Genomic DNA, 24,749 nt, shown 5'->3' with positions numbered 1-24,749 from the left:
AATCATCCCTCTGGGGTCACCGGTTCCGGGGAATCGCGCGGGTCGGCGAGTCCCGTCGCCTCCAGGAGTTCGGCGAGGCCGATGAGATCCGTGCCGGTCAGCCGGGGCAGCGCGCAGCCGGACAGGGTGCGGCAGGCGTCGCGCCAGGAGGCGGGGATCGCGGCGGCGCCGCCGAACGCCCCGGTGAGCGCTCCGGCCAGGGCGGGGGCCGAGTCGGCGACCCGGGACAGACAGGCGGCGGCCGGCACGGCCTCGGCGATCTGGCCGCGCGCGGCCAGCGCCAGGGCCAGGGCCACGGGTACGGTCTCGGCGGCCGCGATCCCATAGCTGTAGACGTGGTCGACGATCTGGTGCTCCAGCAGGGGGACCAGGGCGAAGGCGCTCTCGCTGTCCTGGGCCAGCGTCAGGGCGTGCCGGGTGTTGCGGCCGATCTCCGTGGCGGCGGGCAGTTCGGTCAGGGCCGCCTCCACGCAGGTGCCGACGTCGTGCCCGGCGAGGGCGAGCGCCACGGCGGCGGCCATGGCGCGGGCGCCGTGCACCCCGTCGCCGTCCTGGGTGTAGCGGGCGTCGAACTCGGCGAGTTCCGCGGCGAGTCGGGGGTCTCCCGGGTGCGCCACGGCGAGTACGCAGGCCCGTACGCAGGCCGCGTCGTCGAAGTAGTGGGGGTTGTCGTGGCCGGTGGCGGGCGGGCGCAGACCGGTGGCGAGGTTGCCGAGTCCGGCGCGCACCGAGATCCGGGCGCGCAGCGGGAGCAGGGCGGACTCGACCTCGGGAGCGCGGTCCGCCGCGGCGGCCACCTCGCTGGCGACGGCGTTCCAGGACAGGTCGATGGACGCGCGCATCCTGCGGCCGAGGCTCAGGTCGCCGAGCGCGGTGGTCTCCCCGGCCCGCAGGACGGCCTCCGCCGCGAACGCCGCCCACTCGGCGTCGTCCGAGGGGCCGAGCCGCAGCGGTTCGGGGGGCTGGTTCAGCGCGATCGGCACAGGCAGGGTCGTCGTCGCGTTCTGCTCCGCGAAGGTGTCCAGCTCGCGGGTCAGCCGCCGGGTCCACTCGGGCATCCGCGCGGCCCGGTGGCGGGCGGCGGGCCAGCCCGCGGCATCTCCGGCGGCGAGCCCGAGCAGCAGCCCCTCGATCCGGCGCACACCGGGTTCCCCGGGCGCCCCGGCCGGTGAACCCCCGGCCTCCCGGACCGAGGGGGCGCCCGACGCGGAGACGCTCGGCATGGAGACGCTCGGCATGGAGACGCTCGGCATGGAGACGCTCGGCATGGAGACGACCGGCACGGAGACGACCGGCACGGAGGCCGTCGGCGCGCAGGCGGCCGGCTCCGCGGCCCCGCGGTCCGCCGGATCGCCCCCTCCGAGCAGCGCCCCGGCCCGGACCGCACCGGCGAGAACACCACCGGCGACAGCCGCGGCCTTCGCCCCGGCGGCCAGCACCACGGGCTCCGTCTGTGCGGTGGGCGGCGCGGGCCGCGCTTCCGCGGTGGGCGGGGTGTCTTCCAGGGGTGTCGTCGATGCGGCGCCCTCGTCCGGTGACGGGGCGGACTCGTCTCCGGCCGGGCCGGGGCTCATGACCGCGCCTCGTCGTCGCCGGTGGACGAGCGCCTGTCCGCGTCCGGCGTCCGGACCGCGTACCCGGTTTCCGGGGTGGGCGGTACACGGCCCCCGGCGCCCCACTTCTCCTCGTGCTCCGGGCTCAGCAGTTCCGCCACGTCCAGGACGTGGTGGCCCTCCATGGAGGGGAGACAGCTGCCGCGGGCAGGTCCGATGGCCGCCGCCCACTCGGCGGGGATCGAGGACATGCCCCGGGAAGCGCCCGCCAGCGCCCCGGCCACCGCGGCCGTCGTGTCGGCGTCGCGACCCATGTTCACCGCGGTGAGGACCGACTCGGCGAACGCCCCGTCCGCCGCCGCGTACGCGCCGAAGGCGAGGGCCACGGCCTCGGGGGCCAGGTCGGTCCACGGGTAGCCGCCGATCACCACGGCCGAGCGCACCGCGCGTTCGCCCCGGTGCGCCACCGCGACCGCGCGGCGCAGCGAGCGGGCCGTCCAGGAGTCGTCCGGGACGACGGCCAGGGCGGAGGCGACGACCGTGGCGGTGGAGGCGCCCGCCATCGCGGCGGCGACCCCGGCCGCGACGGCCTGGCCGCCGTAGATGCCCTCGCCCTCGTGGCTCACCGAGCCGTCGATCGCCACGAGCCGGGCGGCCTCGGCGGGCCGCCCGGCCGCGAAGACGCCGAAGGGCGCCGCGCGCATGGCCAGACCGTCGCTCCAGGCGTGCCGGTGCTGGGCGGAGATGGGCGCCGCGAGCCCCCGGCGCAGGTTCTCCAGCGTGCCGCGCTCACTGAACCCGGCGCCGCGGAACGGCCCCTCGTCGCGGTCCGCGATCCACTGGTGCCAGGCCGATTCGACGTGCGCCACGGTCAGCGCCGAGCCGTGCCGGGCCAGCAGCAGCCCCGAGAAGATCGCGTACTCGGTGTCGTCCGTCCCGGCCGGACGCTCGGCGACGTACCCGGTGATCCGGCCCCATCTGGCGCGGATCTCCGACGGCTTCATGTTCTCGGCCGGTGCGCCCAGCGCGTCCCCGACGGCGAGTCCGAGCAGTGCGCCGCGTGCCCGGTCGCGGAGGCCGGCGGCGCTCCCGGCTGCCGGGGCCGAGGGAATGCAGGCGATGGAAGCCATACGTGCCTCTCTCTCAGGGTCCTGCCGGCGTGCGGAATGCGGCGCGCGGAACCCTTTGCGGATCTGTGCCACGTTGGCGGTTGACAGGAGCGTCACGGGCTCCACTGTCACCCGGTCGACATATGTGCATGACATGCCACGGATGAGCGTCGAGAGGTAAAACCGCAGGTTAGCCCAGCCTTTCCTTGCTGGCGGCGGGGAATTTCACGGCGTACTTTCAGAGTTGTCGAAAAGTGGAAACGGTCCAATCAACCACTCCGGGGGACAGGTATGGCGATCATCGAGACCGAGGCGACGCTCCATGTGGCGCACCGCGACAACCACACCCACCGCGATGTCAACGGCGGATGGCTGCGCCCCGCCGTGTTCGGCGCGATGGACGGCCTGGTCTCCAACCTCGCCCTGATGACCGGCGTCGCCGGCGGGTCCGTGTCCCAGCAGACGATCGTCATCACCGGACTCGCGGGTCTCGCCGCCGGAGCCTTCTCCATGGCCGCCGGCGAGTACACCTCCGTCGCCTCGCAGCGCGAGCTCGTCGAGGCGGAGCTCGATGTCGAGCGGCGCGAGCTGCGCAAGCACCCCAAGGACGAGGAGCGCGAGCTGGCCGCGCTCTACGAGGCCCGCGGTGTCGAGCCCTCCCTGGCCCGCGAGGTCGCCCGGCAGCTCTCCCACGATCCCGAGCAGGCCCTGGAGATCCACGCCCGCGAGGAACTCGGCATAGACCCCGGCGACCTCCCCTCCCCGGCCGTCGCCGCCGTGTCCAGTTTCGGCTCGTTCGCGCTCGGCGCCCTCCTGCCCGTACTGCCGTACCTGCTGGGCGCGACCGTGCTGTGGCCGGCGCTGCTGCTCGCCATGATCGGGCTCTTCGCGTGCGGTGCCGTCGTGGCCAAGGTGACCGCGCGGTCCTGGTGGTTCAGCGGGCTGCGGCAGCTCGCCCTCGGTGGTGCCGCGGCGGGTGTGACGTACGCCCTGGGCAGTTTGTTCGGCGCGGCCGTAGGATGAGGCCTCGATCACTTATGCGAGGGACCGCATAAGTAGTTGTTACCCGGCGGTTTCGATTCCGTGGCCACTGGGAATGAGCCGTAAGCGCCGCGGGCAATGACGCCCGCGCCGCATCTCTCGCGGCGGATCACGATCTCCGCCGCGTACCGGACCGATGGTCATCGATCTGTCCGCTTAGGTCCCATAACTCTCCACCGCTGGGCGCTGTACCCCCGCCGCGCCCCCGTGGTGTCCGCATGTTGGAACGATGTATCCGGTTTCCGAGAATCGCTCCATCATGTAACCTGCACGAAATTTTGCACCCCGCAGAGGGCCAGAGTCGTCCCTCGGCAGTTGTCTCCCCAGCGCCCGAGAGCCTGGGAGACCCCCCGCCCCGACGACGACGGGAGAGCCGATGCGTACGCCGCGCCAGCCGTCCCAGCACTCCACGAACGACCAGAAGTGGTCCTTCATGGATGCTCGCCCTGCTGCGCAGGGTATGTACGACCCCCGTAACGAGCACGACGCCTGCGGCGTCGGCTTCGTGGCCACCCTCACCGGCGAGGCGAGCCATGCGCTGGTCGAGCAGGCGCTCACCGTTCTGCGCAACCTGGAACACCGCGGTGCCACCGGCTCCGAGCCCGACTCGGGCGACGGCGCGGGCATCCTCTGCCAGGTCCCGGACGCCTTCCTCCGCGAGGTGGCCGGATTCGAGCTTCCCGCAGCCGGTGCGTACGCGGTGGGCATCGCCTTCCTCCCCGAGGACGGCACGGCCGACGCCGTCTCGCGCATCGAGACGATCGCCGCCGAAGAGGGCCTCACCGTCCTCGGCTGGCGCGAGGTCCCGGTCGCCCCCGAACTCCTCGGCGCCACCGCCCGCTCGACGATGCCCGCCTTCCACCAGATCTTCGTGAGCGACGGCGAGAACCAGGGCATCGCCCTCGACCGCACCGCGTTCGTGCTGCGCAAGCGCGCCGAACGCGAGGCCGGGGTCTACTTCCCCTCCCTGTCCGCGCGGACCATCGTCTACAAGGGCATGCTGACCACCGGCCAGCTGGAGCCCTTCTTCCCGGACCTGTCCGACCGCCGCTTCGCCTCCGCGATCGCGCTCGTGCACTCCCGGTTCTCCACCAACACCTTCCCGAGCTGGCCGCTCGCCCACCCGTACCGCTTCGTCGCGCACAACGGCGAGATCAACACGGTCAAGGGCAACCGCAACTGGATGGTCGCCCGCGAGTCCCAGCTCGCCTCGGACCTGTTCGGGGACAACGACAGGCTGCAGCGGATCTTCCCCGTCTGCACCCCCGACGCCTCCGACTCGGCCTCCTTCGACGAGGTGCTCGAACTCCTGCACCTCGGCGGCCGTTCGCTCCCGCACTCGGTGCTCATGATGATCCCGGAGGCGTGGGAGAACCACGACTCCATGGACCCGGCCCGGCGCGCCTTCTACCAGTTCCACTCCACGATGATGGAGCCCTGGGACGGCCCGGCCTGCGTCACCTTCACCGACGGCACCCAGGTCGGCGCGGTCCTCGACCGCAACGGACTGCGCCCCGGCCGCTACTGGGTCACCGACGAGGGCCTCGTCGTCCTCGGCTCCGAGGTCGGCGTCCTCGACATCGACCCCGCCAAGGTCGTCCGCAAGGGCCGCCTCCAGCCGGGCAAGATGTTCCTCGTCGACACCGTCGAGCACCGCATCATCGAGGACGACGAGATCAAGGCCGGCCTCGCCGCCGAGAAGCCGTACGCGGACTGGCTGGAAGCCGGCGAGATCGAGCTCTCCGACCTGCCCGAGCGCGAGCACATCGTGCACACCCACGCCTCGGTCACCCGCCGCCAGCAGACCTTCGGCTACACGGAGGAGGAGCTGCGGATCATCCTCGCGCCGATGGCCAAGGCAGCCGCCGAGCCGATCGGCTCGATGGGCACCGACTCGCCGATCGCCGCGCTCTCGCAGCGCCCGCGTCTGCTCTTCGACTACTTCACCCAGCTGTTCGCCCAGGTCACCAACCCGCCGCTGGACGCGATCCGCGAAGAGCTGGTCACCTCCCTGCGCTCCTCCCTCGGCCCGGCGAGCAACCTGCTGGAGCCGACGGCCGCCTCCTGTCGCAGCGTCACCCTGCCCTTCCCGGTGATCGACAACGACGAGCTGGCCAAGCTCATCCACATCAACGCCGACGGCGACATGCCCGGCATGAAGGCTGCCACGCTCTCCGGCCTGTACCGGGTCTCCGGCGGCGGCGACTCCCTCGCCGCCCGTATCGAGGAGATCTACGCCGAGGCCGACGCGGCCATCGAGAACGGCGCCCGGCTGATCGTCCTGTCGGACCGTCACTCCGACGCCGAGCACGCGCCGATCCCCTCGCTGCTGCTCACCGCGGCCGTCCACCACCACCTCATCCGCACCAAGCAGCGCACCCAGGTGGGCCTGCTGGTCGAGGCCGGCGACGTCCGCGAGGTCCACCACGTCGCCCTGCTCATCGGCTTCGGCGCCGCGGCCGTCAACCCGTACCTCGCCATGGAGTCCGTCGAGGACCTGGTCCGCGCCGGCACCTTCCTCCAGGGCATCGAGGCCGAGCAGGCCATCCGCAACCTGATCTACGCGCTCGGCAAGGGCGTCCTGAAGGTCATGTCCAAGATGGGCATCTCGACCGTCGCCTCCTACCGCGGCGCCCAGGTCTTCGAGGCCGTCGGCCTGGAGAAGGCCTTCGTCGAGAAGTACTTCAACGGCACGGCCACCAAGATCGGCGGCGCCGGCCTCGACGTCATCGCCAAGGAGGTCGCCGCCCGGCACGCCAAGGCCTACCCGGCCTCCGGCATCGCGCCCGCGCACCGCGCCCTGGACATAGGGGGCGAGTACCAGTGGCGCCGCGAGGGCGAGCCGCACCTGTTCGACCCGGAGACGGTCTTCCGCCTCCAGCACTCGACGCGCTCCGGCAGCTACGAGATCTTCAAGAAGTACACCGGCCGCGTGAACGAGCAGTCCGAGCGCCTGATGACGCTGCGCGGCCTGTTCGGCTTCACCTCGGACCGCACCCCGATCTCCCTCGACGAGGTCGAGCCCGTCTCCGAGATCGTCAAGCGCTTCTCCACCGGCGCCATGTCGTACGGCTCCATCTCCAAGGAGGCGCACGAGACCCTCGCCATCGCCATGAACCAGCTGGGCGGCAAGTCCAACACCGGTGAGGGCGGCGAGGACGCGGACCGGCTCTACGACCCGGCGCGCCGCTCCAGCATCAAGCAGGTCGCCTCCGGCCGCTTCGGTGTCACGAGCGAGTACCTGGTCAACGCCGACGACATCCAGATCAAGATGGCCCAGGGCGCCAAGCCCGGCGAGGGCGGCCAGCTGCCCGGCCACAAGGTCTACCCGTGGGTGGCCAAGACCCGTCACTCCACCCCGGGCGTCGGCCTGATCTCCCCGCCGCCGCACCACGACATCTACTCCATCGAGGACCTGGCTCAGCTGATCCACGACCTCAAGAACGCCAACCCGCAGGCCCGCATCCACGTGAAGCTGGTCTCCGAGGTCGGCGTCGGCACGGTCGCCGCGGGTGTCTCCAAGGCCCACGCGGACGTCGTCCTGATCTCCGGCCACGACGGCGGAACGGGCGCCTCCCCGCTGACCTCCCTCAAGCACGCGGGCGGCCCCTGGGAGCTCGGCCTCGCCGAGACCCAGCAGACCCTGCTGCTCAACGGCCTGCGCGACCGCATCGTCGTGCAGACCGACGGCCAGCTCAAGACCGGCCGCGACGTCGTCATCGCCGCGCTGCTCGGCGCCGAGGAGTTCGGTTTCGCGACCGCGCCGCTCGTCGTCTCCGGCTGCGTCATGATGCGCGTCTGTCACCTGGACACCTGCCCGGTCGGCATCGCCACCCAGAACCCGGTGCTGCGCGACCGGTTCGCCGGCAAGGCCGAGCACGTCGTGAACTTCTTCAAGTTCATCGCCGAAGAGGTCCGCGAGATCCTCGCCGAGCTCGGCTTCCGCAGCATCGAGGAGGCCGTCGGCCACGCCGAGAACCTCGACGTGGAGCGCGCCGTCACCCACTGGAAGGCGCAGGGCCTGGACCTGACCCCGCTCTTCTACGTGCCCGAACTGCCCGAGGGCGCGGCCCTGCACCAGGTCGTCGAGCAGGACCACGGCCTGGAGAAGGCGCTCGACAACGAGCTCATCAAGCTCGCCGCCGACGCGCTGGCCGCGGACTCCGCGACCGACGCCCAGCCGGTCCGCGCCCAGGTCGCGATCCGCAACATCAACCGCACGGTCGGCACCATGCTCGGCCACGAGGTGACGAAGAAGTTCGGCGGCGCGGGCCTGCCCGACGACACCATCGACATCACCTTCACCGGCTCGGCGGGCCAGTCCTTCGGCGCCTTCCTCCCGCGCGGCGTCACGCTGCGCCTGGAGGGCGACGCCAACGACTACGTCGGCAAGGGCCTCTCCGGCGGCCGTGTCGTCGTCCGCCCCGACCGGGGCGCCGACCACCTCGCCGAGTACTCGACGATCGCGGGCAACACCATCGCCTACGGCGCGACCGGCGGCGAGCTGTTCCTGCGCGGCCGCACCGGCGAGCGCTTCTGCGTCCGCAACTCCGGCGCGCTGGTGGTCTCCGAGGGCGTGGGCGACCACGGCTGCGAGTACATGACCGGCGGTCACGCGGTCGTCCTCGGCGAGACGGGCCGCAACTTCGCGGCCGGCATGTCCGGCGGTGTCGCCTACGTGATCGACCTCGACCGCGACAACGTGAACGTCGCCAGCGTGAACGCCGTCGAGGAGCTCGACGACACCGACAGGCAGTGGCTGCACGACGTCGTGCGCCGGCACGCGGAGGAGACCGCCTCGACGGTCGCCGAGAAGCTGCTCGCCGAGTGGCCCGCCGCCGTGGAGCGCTTCAGCAAGATCATTCCCAGCACCTACAAGGCAGTGCTCGCCGCCAAGGACGCCGCCGAGCGAGCCGGACTCGACGAGTCCGCGATCACCGAGAAGATGATGGAGGCGGCGACCAATGGCTGATCCCAAGGGCTTTCTGAACCACGGCCGTGAGGTCGCCAGGTCCCGCCCGGTCCAGGAGCGCCTCAAGGACTGGAACGAGGTCTACGTTCCGGGCTCACTGCTCCCGATCATCTCCAAGCAGGCCTCGCGCTGCATGGACTGCGGCATCCCGTTCTGCCACAACGGCTGTCCGCTGGGCAACCTGATCCCCGAGTGGAACGACTACGCGTACCGCGAGGACTGGCAGGCCGCCTCCGAGCGCCTGCACGCCACGAACAACTTCCCGGAGTTCACGGGCCGTCTGTGCCCCGCGCCGTGCGAGTCCGCGTGTGTGCTGGGCATCAACCAGCCCGCCGTGACCATCAAGAACGTCGAGGTCTCGATCATCGACAAGGCGTGGGACACGGGCGACGTCGCCCCGCAGATCCCCGAGCGCCTGTCGGGCAAGACGGTCGCGGTCATCGGTTCGGGCCCCGCCGGTCTCGCCGCGGCGCAGCAGCTCACGCGGGCCGGTCACACGGTCGCCGTGTACGAGCGTGCCGACCGCGTCGGCGGCCTGCTGCGCTACGGCATCCCCGAGTTCAAGATGGAGAAGCGGCACATCAACCGCCGCATCGAGCAGATGCGCGCGGAGGGCACCCGCTTCCGCACGGGCATCGAGATCGGCCGCGACCTCAAGGCGACGGACCTGCGCAAGCGGTACGACGCCGTGGTCATCGCCGCCGGCGCGACGACCGCCCGTGACCTGCCCGTCCCCGGGCGGGAGCTGAGCGGCATCCACCAGGCCATGGAGTACCTGCCGCTGGCCAACAAGGTGCAGGAGGGCGACTTCGTGGCGCCCCCGATCACCGCCGAGGGCAAGCACGTCGTGGTCATCGGCGGCGGTGACACGGGCGCGGACTGCGTGGGCACCGCCCACCGCCAGGGCGCGGCCTCGGTCACGCAGCTGGAGATCATGCCGCGGCCGGGCGAGGAGCGGAACCCGGGCCAGCCCTGGCCGACGTTCCCGATGCTCTACAAGGTCACCTCCGCGCACGAGGAGGGCGGCGAGCGCGTCTACGCGGTCTCCACCACCCACTTCGAGGGCGACGAGGACGGCAACGTCCAGTGGCTGCACCTGGTGGAGGTAGAGTTCACCGGCGGCAAGCTGAACCAGAAGCCGGGCACGGAGCGCAAGATCCCCGCCCAGCTGGTGACGCTGGCGATGGGGTTCACCGGCACGGACGTGGAGAACGGCGTGGTCTCCCAGTTCGGCCTGGAGCTCGACGAGCGCGGCAACATCGCCCGCGACGCCGAGTTCGCGACCAACGTTCCCGGTGTGTTCGTCGCCGGTGACGCGGGCCGCGGCCAGTCCCTCATCGTCTGGGCCATCGCGGAGGGCCGCTCGGCCGCCCGCGGTGTCGACCGCTTCCTCACCGGAGCGAGCGACCTGCCGGCCCCGATCCGCCCGACGGACCGTTCGCTGACGGTCTGACCCATGGATGCGTGACCTGACACGGTCACTCGAGAACGTCCCGCACAAAGGCGTGCGGAACACGAGACGGCGCCTGCCCCACTGTCCCCGACCGGACGACCGGGCAGGCGCCGCCGCATGTCCGCACCCGCCCGGCGCCTACGGCACGCGGTAGGTCTCGCCGTACACCTTCCACTCCAGCGGGGTGCGCAGGCCGAGGTTCCCCTCGTCGAGGAACCGGCGCTGGGCCGTGTCGACGCGGGTGGTGTCACGGTCGGGGTCCTCGGACTTCATGGCCGCGCGCCGGATGTCCAGGAAGCGGCCGAGGTACGTCTTCTCGTCGCCGCCCCCGGACGGCGGGTCCGTCTCGCGCAGGGTGCGCTCGCGCAGTCCGTGGAAGCCGTGGCCGCCGGTGCCCGGACCGTGCATCACCAGGGCGTCGTAGTAGAGGAACTGGCCGAGCGTGCCGAGACGGTCGAGCTTGGCGAGCCGGACGGCGGGGCCGAAGTAGACCCGGTCGCGCTCGGAGTCCTGGGCCCTGCGGAACGCGGCGAGGCCGGCCTCGTGGCGCCAGGCCGCGGTGAAATTCGGGTCCAGGCCCTCGTGGGAGTCGGTGCCGTCGACCTCGCGCAGGGCCGGGAGATAGCGGGCGAGCCCGTTGCCCGGGTGCGCCCGGGTGTAGCGCTCGACGAGGGTGAGCAGGTCGTGGGTGCCGGTGCAGAAGCCGACGACGCCCGCCGTGTAGCCCTGGCCGTCACCGATGTCCTCGATGTAGCCGTACGCCTCGTGCCAGTCCAGCGTGGAGTTCTCGGCACTCGCCACGATCTGCTGGGCGAGCTCCTTCTCGGCCGGAGCGGCGAGGCCCGCCGGCATGCCGGCGACACGTTCGTCGTCGGCCGTGGCGTGCCCGGACGTGGTGAGGTGGACCGTCGCCGTGATCAGCAGGAGGGCGAGGGTGATGAACAGATGACCCGCGCGTTTCATGCCGCACACGGTACGCAGGGCCGACGGGACCGGCGGGAAGGCCGGGGGGCCGCACGGGTGATGCACAGATGTGCCCCCCCCGGGACCGGCACGCGGGCTCGGCTTCGGCCACGTCACCGGTCCGGCCACCGGAGCGTTCGGGCCGGGCCTTCCGGGCGGGGCACGCGTCGCGCCGGCGGTGCCCGACCCGCGTGCGGCCGACGGCCGTCGCCCCGCCCCGGGCACCACGGCGGGAATCCGTGCCGGGCACCGCGGGGTCCGTGCCGGGCGCGGCCCTTGGACATCGCGGCGGGATCCCGTGCCGGGCATCGCGGCGTGGGCCCGCCTCTGGCGCCGTGACGGGGGTCCGCCTCCGGCACCGTGACGTAGGCCCGCCCTCCCGCACCGGGACGGGGGTCCGCCCTCCCGCACCGTGACGCGGGCCCGCCCTCCCGCACCGGGACGGGGGTTCGTGCCGGTGCGGGAGGGCGGACCCCCGCCGTCCGCTCCCGTGTTACACCGCGCCCGTCCGCAGCGCCGACACCTTCAGCACCGTGAGGACCACCAGCAGGGCGAGAAGGCCCACGCAGACGGACGCCTGGATCAGGGTCCGGCGACGGTCGCGGGGAGCGTACGCGTAGGCGACGGTCACGAGCCCGCCCGCCAGCAGTCCGCCCAGGTGCCCCTGCCAGGACGTGAGCCCCGCCGAGATCAGGAGCCAGATCAGCAGGCCCGCCATGAACCGGTTGATGTTCCCCATGTCCGCCCCCAGGCGGCGGCCCATCACGTAGTACGCGGCGCTGATGCCGAAGATCGCGCCGGACGCGCCGATCGTCTGCTGGTCCGGCGCGATCAGCAGCACGAGGACCGAGCCGCCGAGCGCCGACAGCAGATACAGCGCGAGGTAGCGGACCCGGCCGAGCTGGGACTCGACGATCCGGCCGACGTTCCACAGCGCGAACATGTTCATCACGATGTGGGCGATCCCGAACGTGCCCTCCGTGGGCGGCAGATGCAGGAACGCTCCGGTCAGCAGCCGGTACCACTCCCCGTCGACGAGGCCCTCCGCGTGATAGGACGCGGGGTACGCGGCGTCCCAGAGGTAGTGGAGCCCGTCCGAGTCCACCAGACCCGCGCCGAGCATCGAGAACCGGTCCACGAACGAGGCGCGCAGCAGTTCGGCCAGATAGGCCAGCACGTTCAGGCCGATGAGGACGTACGTCACCGCCGGCACCGTCGATATCCGGCCGCCGAAGGCCGTGCGGGCCTGCCGGACGGACCTCGCGCCCTCCTTCACGCACTCCACGCACTGATGGCCGACGGCGGCCTCGCGCATGCAGCTCGGGCATATGTAGCGGTCGCATCGGGTGCAGCGCACATGCGACTCCACCTTGGGGTGGCGGTAGCAGGTGGTGACGGCGGACTCGGACTCCACGGCCGGCTCCTAGGAACGCGCGGGTACAGGGGAAAGTGAGCCGGTGGGGACGGCGATGATCAAAATATCCAACGTGCCGGACGGCGGGTAACGGCAGGGCCACGATTCGCGGCGGCCGCCGGGGAACGCCGGTGCCCGCGCCGGGGACCGGCCGGCGCCGTGACGTCGGACCCTGCCGGTTTAGTGGCCAACACCGCACCCGTGACGCCCCGTTGGCTTCGACCGCCCGGCGTGCCACCCTGGTGGGCCGAGGGGAGCGGCGAATGGGCGCACGAGAGATCGACTCCGGCCGGACCGCGGGGACTTCGGCGGGCGAGGCACCCGGGGGCGGGACCGCGCGGGCCTCGGGTGGCACGGGGACCGTACGGGCCCGGCGCGCGCCGGAGACCGGCAAAGGGGAGAGGCTCGCCGACTGGGCCGACGGACGGCTGGGCGTCTACTCACTGGCCAAGGCCAACATGCGCAAGGTCTTCCCGGACCACTGGTCGTTCATGCTGGGCGAGGTCTGCCTCTACAGCTTCCTCGTCCTGATCCTCACCGGCGTCTATCTGACCCTGTTCTTCGAGCCGAGCGGCGTCGAGGTCGTCTACCACGGCTCCTACGGGCCGCTGAACGGCATCGTCATGACACGGGCCTACGAGTCCACGCTCGACATCAGCTTCGACGTGCGCGGCGGGCTGCTGATCCGGCAGATCCACCACTGGGCGGCGCTCGTCTTCCTCGCCGGGATGCTCGTGCACATGATGCGGGTCTTCTTCACCGGCGCGTTCCGCAAACCGCGCGAGGTCAACTGGCTCTTCGGCTGGACCCTGTTGATGCTCGGCCTCATCACCGGGCTGACCGGCTACTCGCTCCCCGACGACCTGCTCTCCGGCACCGGCGTCCGCTTCGCGCAGGGCGCGATCCTGTCCGTCCCGGTCGTGGGGACGTACATCTCCTTCTTCCTGTTCGGCGGCGAGTTCCCGGGGCACGACATCATCCCGCGGTTCTTCCCCGTCCACGTCCTGCTGCTGCCGGGCATCATGCTGGGACTGGTCGTCGCCCATCTGATCCTGGTCTTCTACCACAAGCACACGCAGTACCCGGGGCCCGGACGGGACCAGAAGTCGGTCGTCGGCATGCCCTTCATGCCCGTCTACATGGCCAAGGCCGGCGGCTTCTTCTTCCTGGTCTTCGGCGTCCTGTCGATCATGGGCGCGATCGCCACCATCAACCCCGTGTGGGCGTTCGGGCCCTACCGCCCCGACCTGGTGACCACCGGAGCACAGCCCGACTGGTACCTCGGCTTCTCCGAGGGACTGATCCGCGTGATGCCGGGATGGGAGATCAACGCCTTCGGCCACACCCTCCAACTGGGCGTCTTCATCCCCTTCTCGCTCTTCCCGCTCATCATGGCCGCCATCGCCGTCTACCCGTTCATCGAGGCCTGGGTCACCGGCGACCGGCGCGAGCACCACATCCTGGACCGGCCGCGCAACGTGCCCACGCGCACCGCCCTCGGCGTCGCCTGGCTCACGCTGTACGCCGTCCTGCTGGTCGGCGGCGGCAACGACCTGTGGGCCACCCACTTCCACCTGTCGATCAACGCGATCACCTGGTTCGTCCGCGTCGCCGTCTTCGCCGGGCCCGCCCTCGCCTACGTCCTCACGAAACGGATCTGCCTGGGGCTGCAACGCGCCGACCGCGACAAGGTGCTGCACGGACGCGAGACCGGCACCATCAAGCGCCTGCCGCACGGCGAGTATGTCGAGGTCCACGAACCGCTCACCCGGGCCCAGCGGTTCACCCTCACCCAGCACGAACAGCCGCCGCCCTACGAGGTCGGCCCGCTCGTCGACGCGAACGGCGTGGTCCGCCGGGTCGGCCCGGCCCGGAGGCTGCGCGCCCGGCTGGCGCGCGCCCTGTACGGTCCCGGCACCAGGATCCCGAAGCCCACGGAGGAGGAGTACCGGGCGCTCACGAGCGAGGACGACCGGCACCACTGAGACCGGCCAGCGCCTCGGCCCTGCACGCGGCCGGGGTGCCCCAGGCCGTCCGCAGGGCGCGGGCCCTGGTGAACCAGAGGGACAGGTCGTACTCGGCCGTGTAACCGATCGCGCCGTGCAGCTGCAACGCGGCCCGCGCCGTGGCGTACGCGGCCTCGCACGCCGTGACCTTCGCGGCGGCGACCTCCGCCGGCGCCATCGACAGCGCGGCCCCGAACAGCAGCGGGCGCGCGAACTCCAGGGCGATCATCGCGTCCGCGAGCCGGTGCTTGACCGCCTGGAACGAGGCGACGGGAACACCGAACTGGGTCCGCTGCCCGACGTACGCGACGGTCCGGCCGAGGAGCGCGAGGCCCACCCCGAGGGCCTGGGCCGCTGTGGCGAGCCGGGCCCAGGCCAGCGCCCGGAGCGCGGCGCGGGCGACCTGAGGGCCCGCGGCCAGGAGTTCGCCGCCGTCCCCCACGCGTGCGAGCCTGCGGGCCCGGTCCACGGACACCCGCACCGGGCCGGGTCCGGGCGCGAGCCACAGACCCCGGCCGTCCACCGCGAGCAGCACCGTCGCCGCGTCCGCGTCGAGCGCGTAACCGCCGGACAGGGCCGCCGGGTTCGGTTCCGACACATGGCCGCCGGAAGGTGTCGCCGTCGCGTCGGGCGTGTGCCCGCCGGACGGCGCCGAAGCGCCTGACGCGGGCGCGTGGCCGTCTCGCAGGACCAGTGTGGCCACGCTCTTGCCCGAGGCGAGCCCCGGCAGCAGCCGTTCGGCCGGACCCGGCTCGCCCAGCTCACCCAGCAGCACGGCGGCGGCCACCGTCTCCACCACCGGACCCGGAACCGCGTGCCGGCCCAGCTCCACGAAAGCGACCGCCAGTTCCACCGGAAGCAGACCCGCCCCCTCGTACGCCTCCGGGACCGCCAGAGCGAACACGCCCGCCTCGGCCAGCCGCGACCACAGGACCCGCCCCGGCGCGTGGTCGCCGTCCGCCCACGCCCGCACCGCCGACGGCGTGTCCGCGGACGCCAGCATCGCGTCCAGGGACGAGGCGAAGGCCCGCTGTTCGGCGTCGAGCAGGAAGCGCATCAGCGGCGGCCCTTCGGAAGGCCGAGCAGCCGCTCGGCGACGATGTCGCGCTGGATCTCGTTCGTGCCCGCGTAGATCGGGCCCGCGAGCGCGAAGACGTACCCCTCGCACCACCCGCTGTCCGCGAACTCGCCCTCGGCGCCCAGCAGATCGAGCGCCGTCTCGTGCAGCGCGATGTCCAACTCCGACCAGAACACCTTGTTCAGGCTGGACTCCGGCCCGATGCCCTCCCCTTCGAGCAACCGGGAGGCATGGGCGTACGCGAAGAGCTGGTAGGCGCGCGCGCCGATCACCGCGTCGGCCACCCGGTCGCGCAGGGCCGAGTCGGACGGGTCGCCGTGGGCGTGCCACACCGCGGCCAGCCGGTCCGCGGCGGCCAGGAAACGGCCCGGCGAACGCAACGTCAGACCGCGCTCGTCGCCCGCCGTCGACATCGCCACCCGCCAGCCCTGCCCCGGTTCGCCGATCACGTCCTCGTCGGGGACGAACACATCGTCCAGGAACAGCTCCGCGAAGGCCGGCCTGCCGTCCAGGCGCCCGACCGGGCGGACCGTCACACCCGGCGCGCGCAGGTCGAACATCAGGTACGTCAGGCCCTGGTGGGGTTTCTCCAGGCCCGGCTCACTGCGGAACAGGCCGAAGGCGCGATCGGCGAACGCGGCCCGCGACGACCACGTCTTCAGCCCCCGCAGCAGCCAGCCGCCGTCCACCCGCACCGCGCGCGATCTCAGCGAGGCCAGGTCCGAACCCGCCTCGGGCTCGGACCAGGCCTGCGCCCAGACCACCTCGCCCGTGGCCATCGAAGGCAGCACACGCGCGCGCTGCTCCGCGGTGCCGTGGCCGAAGAGGGTCGGCGCGAGCAGGCTGATGCCGTTCTGCCCGACCCGGCCCGGAGCGCCCGCCGCGTGGTACTCCTCCTCGAACGCCAGCCAGCGCACGAGGTCCGCGTCCCGGCCGCCGTACCGGGCCGGCCACGACACCACCGACCAGCGGTCCGCGGACAGTTCGGCCTCCCACGCGCGATGCGCCGCGAAGCCCTCCGCGGTCTCCAGGGAGGGCAGCGCGGCCGCCGGGACATGGGCGTCCAGCCAGGCACGGGCCTCGGCGCGGAACGCCTCGTCCGCGGGGGAGCGGGTGAGATCCATCGGCGGCACCTTCCGGCGGAGCTTCCCTAACAAGTGTTTGGTAGGTTAGCTTGGAGTCATGAGCGACGTCGAGAGCCCGGCGTACGTACCCGGCCACGGACTGCTGAAGGGCCGCAGCGCCGTCATCACCGCCGCGGCGGGCGCCGGCATCGGCGGAGCCACGGCACGCCGGTTCCTGGAGGAGGGCGCCCGCGTCCTGATCAGCGACGCGCACACCCGCCGGCTCAAGGAGACCGCCGAGACCCTGGCCACGGAGTTCGGCCCCGGCCAGGTGACCGCACTGCCCTGCGACGTCACCGCCGAGGACCAGGTCCAGGCCCTCTTCGACACCGCCGAGCGCCTCCACGGCCGACTGGACATCGTCGTCAACAACGCGGGCCTCGGCGGCACCGCGTCCCTCGTCGACATGACCGACGACCAGTGGTCCAAGGTCCTCGACGTGACCCTGAACGGCACCTTCCGCTGCACCCGGGCCGCCCTCGTACGGCTCAAGGAACACGACGGCGGAGGAGTCGTCGTCAACAACGCCTCCGTCGTCGGCTGGCGCGCCCAGTCCGGACAGGCCCACTACGCCGCGGCGAAAGCCGGCGTCATGGCCCTCACCCGCTGCGCCGCGATCGAGGCCGCCGCCTACGGCGTCCGCGTCAACGCCGTCTCACCCAGCCTCGCCCTGCACCCCCATCTGGTGAAGGTCACCACCCCCGAACTCCTGGAAGAGCTCACCGCCCGCGAGGCCTTCGGCCGCCACGCCGAACCCTGGGAAGTGGCCAACGTGATCGTGTTCCTCGCCTCCGGCTACTCCTCGTACCTCACCGGCGAGGTCGTGTCCGTGAGCAGCCAGCACGCATAGGACGACAATGACCGCGTGCCTACCAAGAAGAAGCCCCAGGTGACCGCCACCCCCGAGCGCCGCCGCGAACTCCTCGGCACCGCCGCCGAGGTGTTCGCCGAACAGGGCTACAACGCCACCACCGTCCGCAAGATCGCGGACGAGGCCGGGATGCTCGCGGGCAGCCTCTACTACCACTTCGACTCCAAGGAATCGATGCTGGAGGAGATCCTGCGGACCTTCCTCGACGAGCTCTGGGACGGCTACGACACCGTCCTCGACGCCGGACTCGGACCCCGGGAGACCCTGGAAGCCCTGGTCACCGAGTCCTTCCGGGAGATCGACCGGCACCGCGCCGCCGTCGCGATCTACCAGAAGGAGTCCCGCCACCTCGTCGCACAGCAGCGCTTCGCCTTCCTCGCCGAGTCCCAGCGCAACTTCGAGAAGGCCTGGCTGAGCACCCTGGAACGCGGAGTCGACGCCGAGGTCTTCCGCGCCGACCTCGACATCCGCCTCACCTACCGCTTCGTGCGCGACACCGTGTGGGTCGCCGCCTCCTGGTACCGGCCCGGCGGTCAGCACAGCCCCGAGGAGATCGCCCGGCAGTACCTGTCGATGGTGCTCGACGGCATCTCCGTCCGCGAGGAGACGTAAGCGCACCACTCACACCCCCAAGGGAGCCGTCATGGCCGAGGCCTACATCGTCGAAGCGGTCCGTACGCCCGTCGGGCGCCGGAGGGGAGGACTCGGCGCGGTCCACCCGGCCGACCTCGGCGCGCACGTGCTCAAAGCCCTCGTCGAACGCTCCGGTGTGGACCCGGCCGCCGTCGAGGACGTCGTCCTCGGCTGCCTGGACACCGTCGGGCCGCAGGCCGGGGACATCGCCCGCACGAGCTGGCTGGCCGCCGGACTGCCCGAGGAGGTCCCCGGAGTCACCGTCGACCGGCAGTGCGGCTCCTCCCAGCAGGCCGTGCACTTCGCCGCCCAGGCCGTCCTCTCCGGCACCCAGGACCTCGTCGTCGCCGGCGGCGTCCAGAACATGACCCAGATACCCATCGCCTTCGCCTCCCGCCAGGCCGCCGAACCCCTCGGCCTCACCGAAGGCCCCTTCGCGGGCAGCGAGGGCTGGCGGGCCCGCTACGGCGACCGCCCGGTCAACCAGTTCCACGGCGCCGAACTCATCGCCGCCAAATGGGGCATCAGCCGCCGCGACCAGGAGGAGTTCGCCCTGCGCTCCCACCGGCGCGCGATCCGCGCCGCCGACGAGGGCCGCTTCGCCCGTGAGACCGTCCCCCTCGCCGGCGTCACCGCCGACGAGGGACCCCGCCGCGACACCACCCCGGAGAAGATGGCGGCCCTGAAGCCGGTCGTCGAGGGCGGCACCATCACCGCCGCCTGCTCCTCCCAGGTCTCCGACGGCGCCGCCGCGATGCTGCTCGCCTCCGAACGGGCGGTCCGCGAACACGGCCTCACCCCCCGCGCCCGCGTCCACCATCTCTCCGCACGCGGCGAGGACCCCATCCGGATGCTCTCGGCCCCCATCCCGGCCACCGCCCACGCCCTGAAGAAGACCGGCATGTCCATCGGCGACATCGACCTCGTCGAGATCAACGAGGCGTTCGCCCCGGTCGTCCTCGCCTGGCTCAAGGAGACCGGCGCCGACCCCGAGAAGGTCAACGTCAACGGCGGCGCCATCGCCCTCGGCCACCCCCTCGGCGCCACCGGCGTCCGCCTGATGACCACCCTGCTGCACGAACTGGAGCGCACCGGCGGCCGGTTCGGACTCCAGACGATGTGCGAGGGCGGCGGCCAGGCGAACGTGACGATCATCGAACGGATCTGAGGGACCCCCGACGGGAGGGGACCGGACCCGCGTGCCCGGCGGGCACTAAGCGGGCGGCCCGCCGCAGGCCTCGGCCCACGACGGATCCGTGCCGCCCGCCGCGGGAAGTGCCTCCAGCGTCGCGTGGGCCTGCGCCATCACCCGCTCGACCAGCTCCGCGCAGGACGGCAGATCCTCGATCACCCCGGCGACCTGCCCCGACGCCATCACCCCCAGATCCGTCCGGCCGTCCACCATCGAGGACTTCAGGAGCATCGGGGTGTTGGCGGCGAGCAGGACCTGACTCCAGGACAGGTCCCGGCCGTGCTTCATGGCGAGGCCGTCGCGGATCATGCGGGACCAGGAGAGGCCGGAGATCCGCCGGAACCCGGCCGCGTGGCGCACGGCCCGGACGAACGCCCTCGTGCGGCCCGCCCTCTCCAGGGCGTCGACGAGCTCACTGCGCAGCATGCGGTGCGGCAGCCCGTCCACGGCCGTCGTCAGCGTCACGTCCTTGATCGTCGCCGCCAGATACCGCGCCTTCACCGCGTCGGGGACGGTCGAGTCGGAGGTCAGCAGGAACCGCGTGCCCATCGCGATGCCCGCCGCCCCGTAGGCCAGCGCCGCCACCAGACCCCGCCCGTCGTGGAAGCCGCCCGCCGCCACCACCGGGATGTCCACGGCGTCCACCACCTGGGGCAGCAGCACGCTCGTCGCCACCTCCCCGGTGTGGCCGCCGCCCTCACCGCCCTGCACGATCACCGCGTCGGCACCCCAGGCGGCCACCTTCTCGGCGTGCCGGCGGGCGCCGACGGACGGCACGACCACCACCCCCGCCTCCTTCAGCCCGGCGATCAGCTCGCGGGACGGGGCGAGCGCGAACGACGCGACCCGCACCCCCTCGTCGACGATGATCCGCACCCGGTCGCCCGCGTCCCCGGCGTCGGCGCGCAGATTCACGCCGAAGGGCCGGTCCGTACGCGACTTGACCTCCCGCACGGCGTCACGGAGCTGGTCGAGCGTCATCGTCGCGGAGGCCAGGATGCCCAGCGCCCCCGCGTCCGCCGTCGCCGAGACCAGACGGGGCCCCGCCACCCAGCCCATGCCGGTCTGCACGACGGGATGCCGGACACCGACGAGCCGGGTCAGCGCGGTCTCCATCAGCGCCCGCCCCCGCCCGGACCGCCGGGTGTCTCCCGGTTCCGTGCGGCGTTCTCCGGATCGGGTACCTCCCGGTCGCGCAGGTTCTTCGGGTCGAGCACCGTGCGGATCAACTCCAGCTCCTCCGCGGTCGGTTCGCGGGTGAACGGCACTTCGTCCGGGACCGTCAGCCCGAACCCCGTCGCCTCCCCGACCTGCTCGGCGCTCACGCCCGGGTGGACGGACACCAGCCGCATCGAGTGATCGGGCGTCGCGAAGTCCAGGACGGCCAGGTCCGTCACCACACGGGGGAGACGATGGAAGCGGGTGGCACTCGGCCCCGCGGCGCCGGCCCGGTCGTACCCCACCCCGCACACCAGGTCGACCCGCTCCACGAACACCCGCCGGGAATGCCGCGGGATCCAGTAACTCGTCGGATTGTTCAGGGTGTTGACCGGCGCGCCACGCACGCCGAGCAGCTGGCGCCGGGGCCGGGACCAGTCGCCGACGCACGCGATGTTCTGGTTGCCGAACCGGTCGATCTGGCTCGCGCCCATCATCACGTGCCGCCGCCCGCCGGTCACCGCCGTCAGATGCCTGCGGTACGGCAGCCAGCCCTCCGGGGCGCCGTCGAGACCGACGAGCAGCGCCTCACCGTCGGTCAGCAGCAGATCCGGCGAGAAGGTGTGCCGGGCCAGGCGGGCGCCGATCGACGGGATCAGACCCATCGGACTGGCGAGCACCTCGCCGTCGCCCCGCCACGCCTCGGCGCACGCGATCACGCAGTACTCGGCCCGGGTGACGCCCACCGCCCCCGCTCCTGCTCCCGCTCCTTCCGCGTTCACCGCTCCCGCTCCTTCCGCCAGTCCCGCACGGCGCTCTGATAGGCGTGTTCCCCGCCGCCGAGGAACCGCTCGGCGAACTCGGCGTACGGCGTGGTCGCGTACAGCTTCTGGAAGGCCTCGTCCCGTCCGTAGTCCGGGACGCACGAGGTGAAGTGCGCCCCGTTCGGCGTCTCCACCACACCGGTCACGAAGGAACGCTGGAGCAGCAGGGTCTGCGGCGCCGCCTCCTTCGTCAGCTCCGCCGTGTCCACGATCCGCTCGCAGGAGACGTACGCCGCGTCCGCCGCCTCGCAGAACAGGTCGTCGAAGTACGGATCGGGTCCCAGATACTGGCCGTTGCCCGCGCGGTCCGCCCGGTTCATGTGGACCAGGGCCGCGTCCAGACGCAGCGCGGGCATCGCGACGAGTTCCTCCCGTATCCCCGAGACCGGGTCCGGATACGGCGAGACGACCGTCCGCAGACCCGGATCGGCCCGCATCACGTCCGAGCCGAGCCCCGCGCGCACCGGGAGGAACGGCAGCCGGTTCGCCGCCGCGTGCAGCCCCCACATGAACATCGCCTCGTCCACCTCCCTCAGCTCGAACGCGCCGCGCTCGCGGGCCGCGCGGTAGTGCGGTTCGAGCGGGACGGAGTCGAGCGTCACGAAGGGGGCGACCAGGGTGCGGATCCGGCCGGCGGCGGCGAGCAGCCCGACGTCCGGGCCGCCGTACGACACGACGGTCAGATCGGTGATCTCGCTGCGGAGCAGCGCTCTGACCAGGGCCATCGGCTTGCGGCGCGAGCCCCAGCCGCCGATGCCGAGCGTCATCCCGCTCTCCAGCCGGCCGACGACGTCCTGCGCCGACATGGTCTTGTCGCTCACCGGGGTGCCTCCTTGCCGAAGGTGTCACGGACACGGGCGGCCACGCCGGCCAGAGCGGCCTCGAAGGTGAAGCCCTGCTCGAAGCGGTAGCTGCGGCGCACGTCGACGGGATCGATGCCGTTGATGGCGGCCTTGGCGAGCCGGACGAGCTGCCCGTCCTTGGCCGCGATCTCGCGCGCCAGCTCCAGCGCCGCCGCCCGTAGCTCCCCGCCCGGCACGACCCGCCACACCGAGCCGTGCGCGTGCAGCTCGGCCGCCGTCACCGTGCGCGAGGTGTAGTACAGGACCCGCATCAGATGCTGCGGGACGAGACGCGCCAGATGCGTGGCCGCCCCGAGCGCGCCGCGATCCAGCTCGGGCAGGCCGAAGACGGCGTCCTCGCTCGCCACGATCGCGTCCGCGTTCCCCACCAGCCCGATGCCGCCGCCCAGGCAGAAACCGTGCACCGCGGCCACGACGGGCACCTCGCACTCGTACACCGCGGCGAAGGCCTCGGCACAGCCGCGGTTCGCGCCGATCAGCGCACCCCGGCCGGTCGGGTCGCGCTGAAGTTCCTTGATGTCGACGCCCGCGTTGAACCCGCGCCCCTCCGCTCTCAGGACGACACAGCGGACCGCCGGGTCGCCGCCCGCCGCGCGCACGGCGTCGGCGAGGTCGAACCAGCCCCGCACCGGCAGCGCGTTCACCGGCGGGAAGTCGACCGTGACGACGGAAATCCCCTTTTCCGGGGACGAGGTGGAGACACCCATGGGCACATCAGCTACCTTTCCACCAAACGTTTGTTAGGTGTGATGCGAAGCTAGCAGCGATCGCGGTCGCGCGGGAGGCCCTGTGGACAACCCGGACACCATGGACCGGCCCGGATCCGCCGTGGACCTCGGCGGCCGGACCGTCGTCGTCACCGGCGGCACCCGAGGCGTCGGCGCGGGCATCACCCGCGCCTTCCAGCGAGCCGGCGCCCACGTCGTGGTGTGCGCCCGGCGGCCGCCCGAAGTCCCCCTCGGCAAGGCCGACTTCGTCCCCCTCGACCTGCGCGACCCGGCCGCGGTACAGGCCTTCTTCGACGCCCTGCCCCGGCTCGACGTCCTGGTCAACAACGCGGGCGGCGCCCCCTACCGGCCGCTGGCCGAGGCCGGTGCCGAGCGGCACGCCCGGGTGATCGAGCTCAACCTCACCGCCCCGCTCACCGCGTCGATCGCGGCCCGCGACCACCTCAGGCGGAACCGGGGCTCGATCGTGATGATCGGCAGCGTGAGCGGATCGCGCCCCTCGCCCGGCTCCGCGGCCTACGGCGCCGCCAAGGCCGGACTGGAGCACCTGGCCCGCTCGATGGCCGTCGAGTGGGCGCCGGAGATCCGGGTCAACACCCTGGTCGTCGGCATGGTCCGCACCGAACTGGCCCATCTGCACTACGGCGGCGAGGACGGCCTGGCCGCCGTCGCCCGCACCGTCCCGCTGGGCCGCCTCGCCCAGCCCTCCGACGTCGGCGCCGCCGCGGTCTTCCTCGCCTCCGACGCCGCCGCCTACATCAGCGGCGCCTCCGTCCTCGTCCACGGAGGCGGGGAGCGGCCCGCCTTCCTCGACGCCGCCACCGCCAACAAGGACCAGCGGGGAGAAGCACGATGAGCGCACGACGGCTGTGCGAGGGACGGGTCGTGATCGTCACGGGCGCGGGCCGCGGGCTCGGCAGGGCACACGCCCTGGCGTACGCCGCGGAGGGCGCCCGGCTCGTCGTCAACGACCTCGGCGTCGGCCTCGACGGCACCCCCGCGGCGGACAGCCCGGCCCGGCGGGTGGCCGACGAGATCCGCGCGGCGGGCGGCGAGGCGGTCGCCCACGGCGGCGACATCGCGACGGCCGGGGGAGCCGCGTCCCTCGTCCGCACCGCCCTGGAGACGTACGGGAGGCTCGACACCCTCGTCAACAACGCCGGATTCCTGCGCGACCGCATGCTGGTCAACCTCGACGAGGACGACTGGGACGCCGTCATGCGGGTCCACCTGAAGGGCCACTTCCTGCCGCTCAGGCAGGCGGCGGCACACTGGCGCGCGGAGGCGAAGGCGGGCCGCGCGCCCGACGCCAGGGTCGTCAACACCAGCAGCGGCGCGGGCCTGCTCGGGTCGGTCGGGCAGGGCAACTACAGCGCCGCCAAGGCCGGCATCGTCGCCCTGACCCTGGTCGCGGCGGCCGAGATGGAACGCCACGGCGTCCAGGTCAACGCCATCGCCCCCGCCGCCCGCACGCGGATGACCGAGCGCGCCTTCGCCGACACGATGGCGGCCCCCGGCAGCGGATTCGACGCCATGGACCCCGGCAACGTCTCCCCGCTGGTCGTCTGGCTCGGATCGGCCGCCAGCGCCGGGGTCACCGGCCGCGTCTTCGAGACCGAGGGCGGCAGGATCACGGTGATGGAGGGCTGGCGGCCGGGCCCCAGCGCCGACAAGGGCGCCCGGTGGACCCCGGCGGAGGCCGGCGAGACGGCCCGCGAACTCCTGACGCGGGCCGGGACTCCGGGAGCTGTGTACGGGGCGCGGTGA

General features: G+C 72.5%; 19 protein-coding genes. 9 read left to right on the top strand and 10 right to left on the bottom strand.

Going from position 1 to position 24,749, the window contains the following annotated elements:
* Window positions 1-2 precede the first annotated feature (2 nt).
* Window positions 3-1,253, bottom strand: coding sequence for an ADP-ribosylglycohydrolase family protein (locus tag ACFYW9_RS23650; protein ID WP_389153907.1), 1,251 nt, complete (start codon window positions 1,251-1,253; stop codon window positions 3-5).
* 317 nt (window positions 1,254-1,570) lie between these two features.
* Entirely contained in the window at window positions 1,571-2,683 is a 1,113-nt protein-coding gene (locus ACFYW9_RS23645; protein ID WP_389153705.1) for an ADP-ribosylglycohydrolase family protein, read from the bottom strand.
* A 270-nt stretch (window positions 2,684-2,953) separates the two neighbouring features.
* Here ACFYW9_RS23645 and ACFYW9_RS23640 point away from each other — a divergent pair, with 270 nt between their 5' ends.
* The 3 genes from ACFYW9_RS23640 (at window position 2,954) to ACFYW9_RS23630 (ending at window position 10,128) form a co-directional block, all read left to right on the top strand.
* A complete protein-coding gene (locus ACFYW9_RS23640; RefSeq protein WP_351872391.1) occupies window positions 2,954-3,685 on the top strand; it encodes a VIT1/CCC1 transporter family protein in 732 nt (243 codons plus the stop codon).
* Window positions 3,686-4,079: 394 nt separating this feature from the next.
* Entirely contained in the window at window positions 4,080-8,675 is a 4,596-nt protein-coding gene (gltB, locus tag ACFYW9_RS23635) for a glutamate synthase large subunit (protein ID WP_389153701.1), read from the top strand.
* A complete protein-coding gene (locus ACFYW9_RS23630; protein ID WP_351872385.1) occupies window positions 8,668-10,128 on the top strand; it encodes a glutamate synthase subunit beta in 1,461 nt (486 codons plus the stop codon). Before gltB ends, ACFYW9_RS23630 begins: the two co-directional genes overlap by 8 nt.
* A 138-nt stretch (window positions 10,129-10,266) precedes the next feature.
* Here ACFYW9_RS23630 and ACFYW9_RS23625 read toward each other — a convergent pair whose 3' ends face one another.
* Window positions 10,267-11,091: a chitosanase gene (locus ACFYW9_RS23625; protein WP_389153697.1), complete on the bottom strand. Its 825-nt coding sequence runs from the start codon at window positions 11,089-11,091 to the stop codon at window positions 10,267-10,269.
* A 493-nt stretch (window positions 11,092-11,584) separates the two neighbouring features.
* The gene (locus tag ACFYW9_RS23620; RefSeq protein WP_351872380.1) at window positions 11,585-12,505 is read right to left on the bottom strand and encodes a rhomboid family intramembrane serine protease; all 921 of its coding nucleotides are present in this window, start codon (window positions 12,503-12,505) and stop codon (window positions 11,585-11,587) included.
* Window positions 12,506-12,768: 263 nt separating this feature from the next.
* On the opposite strand from ACFYW9_RS23620, the gene ACFYW9_RS23615 reads away from it, so the two are divergent.
* Window positions 12,769-14,490, top strand: a complete 1,722-nt coding sequence (locus tag ACFYW9_RS23615) for a cytochrome bc complex cytochrome b subunit (RefSeq protein WP_389153693.1) — start codon at window positions 12,769-12,771, stop codon at window positions 14,488-14,490.
* On the opposite strand, the gene ACFYW9_RS23610 is transcribed toward ACFYW9_RS23615, so the two are convergent.
* Together ACFYW9_RS23610 and ACFYW9_RS23605 are read right to left on the bottom strand one after the other, a co-directional pair.
* A complete protein-coding gene (locus ACFYW9_RS23610) occupies window positions 14,462-15,568 on the bottom strand; it encodes an acyl-CoA dehydrogenase family protein (protein WP_389153690.1) in 1,107 nt (368 codons plus the stop codon). The genes ACFYW9_RS23615 and ACFYW9_RS23610 overlap by 29 nt on opposite strands.
* Complete coding sequence (locus ACFYW9_RS23605) at window positions 15,568-16,713, bottom strand: acyl-CoA dehydrogenase family protein (protein ID WP_389153687.1); 1,146 nt, start codon at window positions 16,711-16,713, stop codon at window positions 15,568-15,570. The genes ACFYW9_RS23610 and ACFYW9_RS23605 overlap by 1 nt, the downstream gene beginning before the upstream one ends.
* Window positions 16,714-16,771: 58 nt before the next feature.
* On the opposite strand from ACFYW9_RS23605, the gene ACFYW9_RS23600 reads away from it, so the two are divergent.
* The 3 genes from ACFYW9_RS23600 to ACFYW9_RS23590 are packed head-to-tail and all read left to right on the top strand — an operon-like array spanning window position 16,772 to window position 19,385.
* The gene (locus ACFYW9_RS23600; protein ID WP_389153684.1) at window positions 16,772-17,563 is read left to right on the top strand and encodes an SDR family oxidoreductase; all 792 of its coding nucleotides are present in this window, start codon (window positions 16,772-16,774) and stop codon (window positions 17,561-17,563) included.
* A gap of 15 nt (window positions 17,564-17,578) precedes the next feature.
* Window positions 17,579-18,196: a TetR/AcrR family transcriptional regulator gene (locus ACFYW9_RS23595; RefSeq protein WP_351872368.1), complete on the top strand. Its 618-nt coding sequence runs from the start codon at window positions 17,579-17,581 to the stop codon at window positions 18,194-18,196.
* A 31-nt stretch (window positions 18,197-18,227) separates the two neighbouring features.
* Window positions 18,228-19,385, top strand: coding sequence for an acetyl-CoA C-acetyltransferase (locus ACFYW9_RS23590; protein ID WP_389153676.1), 1,158 nt, complete (start codon window positions 18,228-18,230; stop codon window positions 19,383-19,385).
* 45 nt (window positions 19,386-19,430) lie between these two features.
* Here the strand turns inward: ACFYW9_RS23590 and ACFYW9_RS23585 are convergent, their stop codons facing one another.
* The 4 genes from ACFYW9_RS23585 to ACFYW9_RS23570 are packed head-to-tail and all read right to left on the bottom strand — an operon-like array spanning window position 19,431 to window position 22,961.
* On the bottom strand, window positions 19,431-20,525 hold the full coding sequence (locus ACFYW9_RS23585) for an NAD(P)H-dependent flavin oxidoreductase (RefSeq protein WP_389153673.1): 1,095 nt from the start codon (window positions 20,523-20,525) through the stop codon (window positions 19,431-19,433).
* Window positions 20,525-21,349 carry a CoA-transferase subunit beta gene (locus ACFYW9_RS23580; protein WP_389153670.1) on the bottom strand — a complete coding sequence of 275 codons (825 nt, stop codon included), beginning with the start codon at window positions 21,347-21,349 and terminating at the stop codon, window positions 20,525-20,527. Before ACFYW9_RS23580 ends, ACFYW9_RS23585 begins: the two co-directional genes overlap by 1 nt.
* Window positions 21,346-22,212 carry a CoA transferase subunit A gene (locus ACFYW9_RS23575; protein ID WP_389153667.1) on the bottom strand — a complete coding sequence of 289 codons (867 nt, stop codon included), beginning with the start codon at window positions 22,210-22,212 and terminating at the stop codon, window positions 21,346-21,348. The genes ACFYW9_RS23580 and ACFYW9_RS23575 overlap by 4 nt, the downstream gene beginning before the upstream one ends.
* Window positions 22,209-22,961 carry an enoyl-CoA hydratase family protein gene (locus tag ACFYW9_RS23570; protein ID WP_389153664.1) on the bottom strand — a complete coding sequence of 251 codons (753 nt, stop codon included), beginning with the start codon at window positions 22,959-22,961 and terminating at the stop codon, window positions 22,209-22,211. The genes ACFYW9_RS23575 and ACFYW9_RS23570 overlap by 4 nt, the downstream gene beginning before the upstream one ends.
* 100 nt (window positions 22,962-23,061) lie before the next feature.
* Here ACFYW9_RS23570 and ACFYW9_RS23565 point away from each other — a divergent pair, with 100 nt between their 5' ends.
* Together ACFYW9_RS23565 and ACFYW9_RS23560 are read left to right on the top strand one after the other, a co-directional pair.
* Complete coding sequence (locus ACFYW9_RS23565; RefSeq protein WP_389153904.1) at window positions 23,062-23,838, top strand: SDR family oxidoreductase; 777 nt, start codon at window positions 23,062-23,064, stop codon at window positions 23,836-23,838.
* Window positions 23,835-24,749, top strand: a complete 915-nt coding sequence (locus ACFYW9_RS23560; RefSeq protein ID WP_389153661.1) for an SDR family oxidoreductase — start codon at window positions 23,835-23,837, stop codon at window positions 24,747-24,749. The genes ACFYW9_RS23565 and ACFYW9_RS23560 overlap by 4 nt, the downstream gene beginning before the upstream one ends.

Origin of the sequence: Streptomyces sp. NPDC002698 (genome assembly GCF_042888945.1) — a bacterium.
In the GTDB taxonomy this organism is placed as follows: Bacteria; Actinomycetota; Actinomycetes; order Streptomycetales; family Streptomycetaceae; genus Streptomyces.
This window is presented reverse-complemented; position numbering and strand designations above follow the sequence as displayed.

Excerpts from the sequence above, each read along its gene's own strand:
- ACFYW9_RS23650 (WP_389153907.1), bottom strand. The coding sequence starts at position 1,253 with ATGCCGAGCGTCTCCATGCCGAGCGTCTCCATGCCGAGCGTCTCCGCG.
- ACFYW9_RS23645 (WP_389153705.1), bottom strand. The coding sequence starts at position 2,683 with ATGGCTTCCATCGCCTGCATTCCCTCGGCCCCGGCAGCCGGGAGCGCC.
- ACFYW9_RS23640 (WP_351872391.1), top strand. The coding sequence starts at position 2,954 with ATGGCGATCATCGAGACCGAGGCGACGCTCCATGTGGCGCACCGCGAC.
- gltB (WP_389153701.1), top strand. The coding sequence starts at position 4,080 with ATGCGTACGCCGCGCCAGCCGTCCCAGCACTCCACGAACGACCAGAAG.
- ACFYW9_RS23630 (WP_351872385.1), top strand. The coding sequence starts at position 8,668 with ATGGCTGATCCCAAGGGCTTTCTGAACCACGGCCGTGAGGTCGCCAGG.
- ACFYW9_RS23625 (WP_389153697.1), bottom strand. The coding sequence starts at position 11,091 with ATGAAACGCGCGGGTCATCTGTTCATCACCCTCGCCCTCCTGCTGATC.
- ACFYW9_RS23615 (WP_389153693.1), top strand. The coding sequence starts at position 12,769 with ATGGGCGCACGAGAGATCGACTCCGGCCGGACCGCGGGGACTTCGGCG.
- ACFYW9_RS23610 (WP_389153690.1), bottom strand. The coding sequence starts at position 15,568 with ATGCGCTTCCTGCTCGACGCCGAACAGCGGGCCTTCGCCTCGTCCCTG.
- ACFYW9_RS23605 (WP_389153687.1), bottom strand. The coding sequence starts at position 16,713 with ATGGATCTCACCCGCTCCCCCGCGGACGAGGCGTTCCGCGCCGAGGCC.
- ACFYW9_RS23600 (WP_389153684.1), top strand. The coding sequence starts at position 16,772 with ATGAGCGACGTCGAGAGCCCGGCGTACGTACCCGGCCACGGACTGCTG.
- ACFYW9_RS23590 (WP_389153676.1), top strand. The coding sequence starts at position 18,228 with ATGGCCGAGGCCTACATCGTCGAAGCGGTCCGTACGCCCGTCGGGCGC.
- ACFYW9_RS23585 (WP_389153673.1), bottom strand. The coding sequence starts at position 20,525 with ATGGAGACCGCGCTGACCCGGCTCGTCGGTGTCCGGCATCCCGTCGTG.
- ACFYW9_RS23570 (WP_389153664.1), bottom strand. The coding sequence starts at position 22,961 with ATGGGTGTCTCCACCTCGTCCCCGGAAAAGGGGATTTCCGTCGTCACG.
- ACFYW9_RS23565 (WP_389153904.1), top strand. The coding sequence starts at position 23,062 with ATGGACCGGCCCGGATCCGCCGTGGACCTCGGCGGCCGGACCGTCGTC.
- ACFYW9_RS23560 (WP_389153661.1), top strand. The coding sequence starts at position 23,835 with ATGAGCGCACGACGGCTGTGCGAGGGACGGGTCGTGATCGTCACGGGC.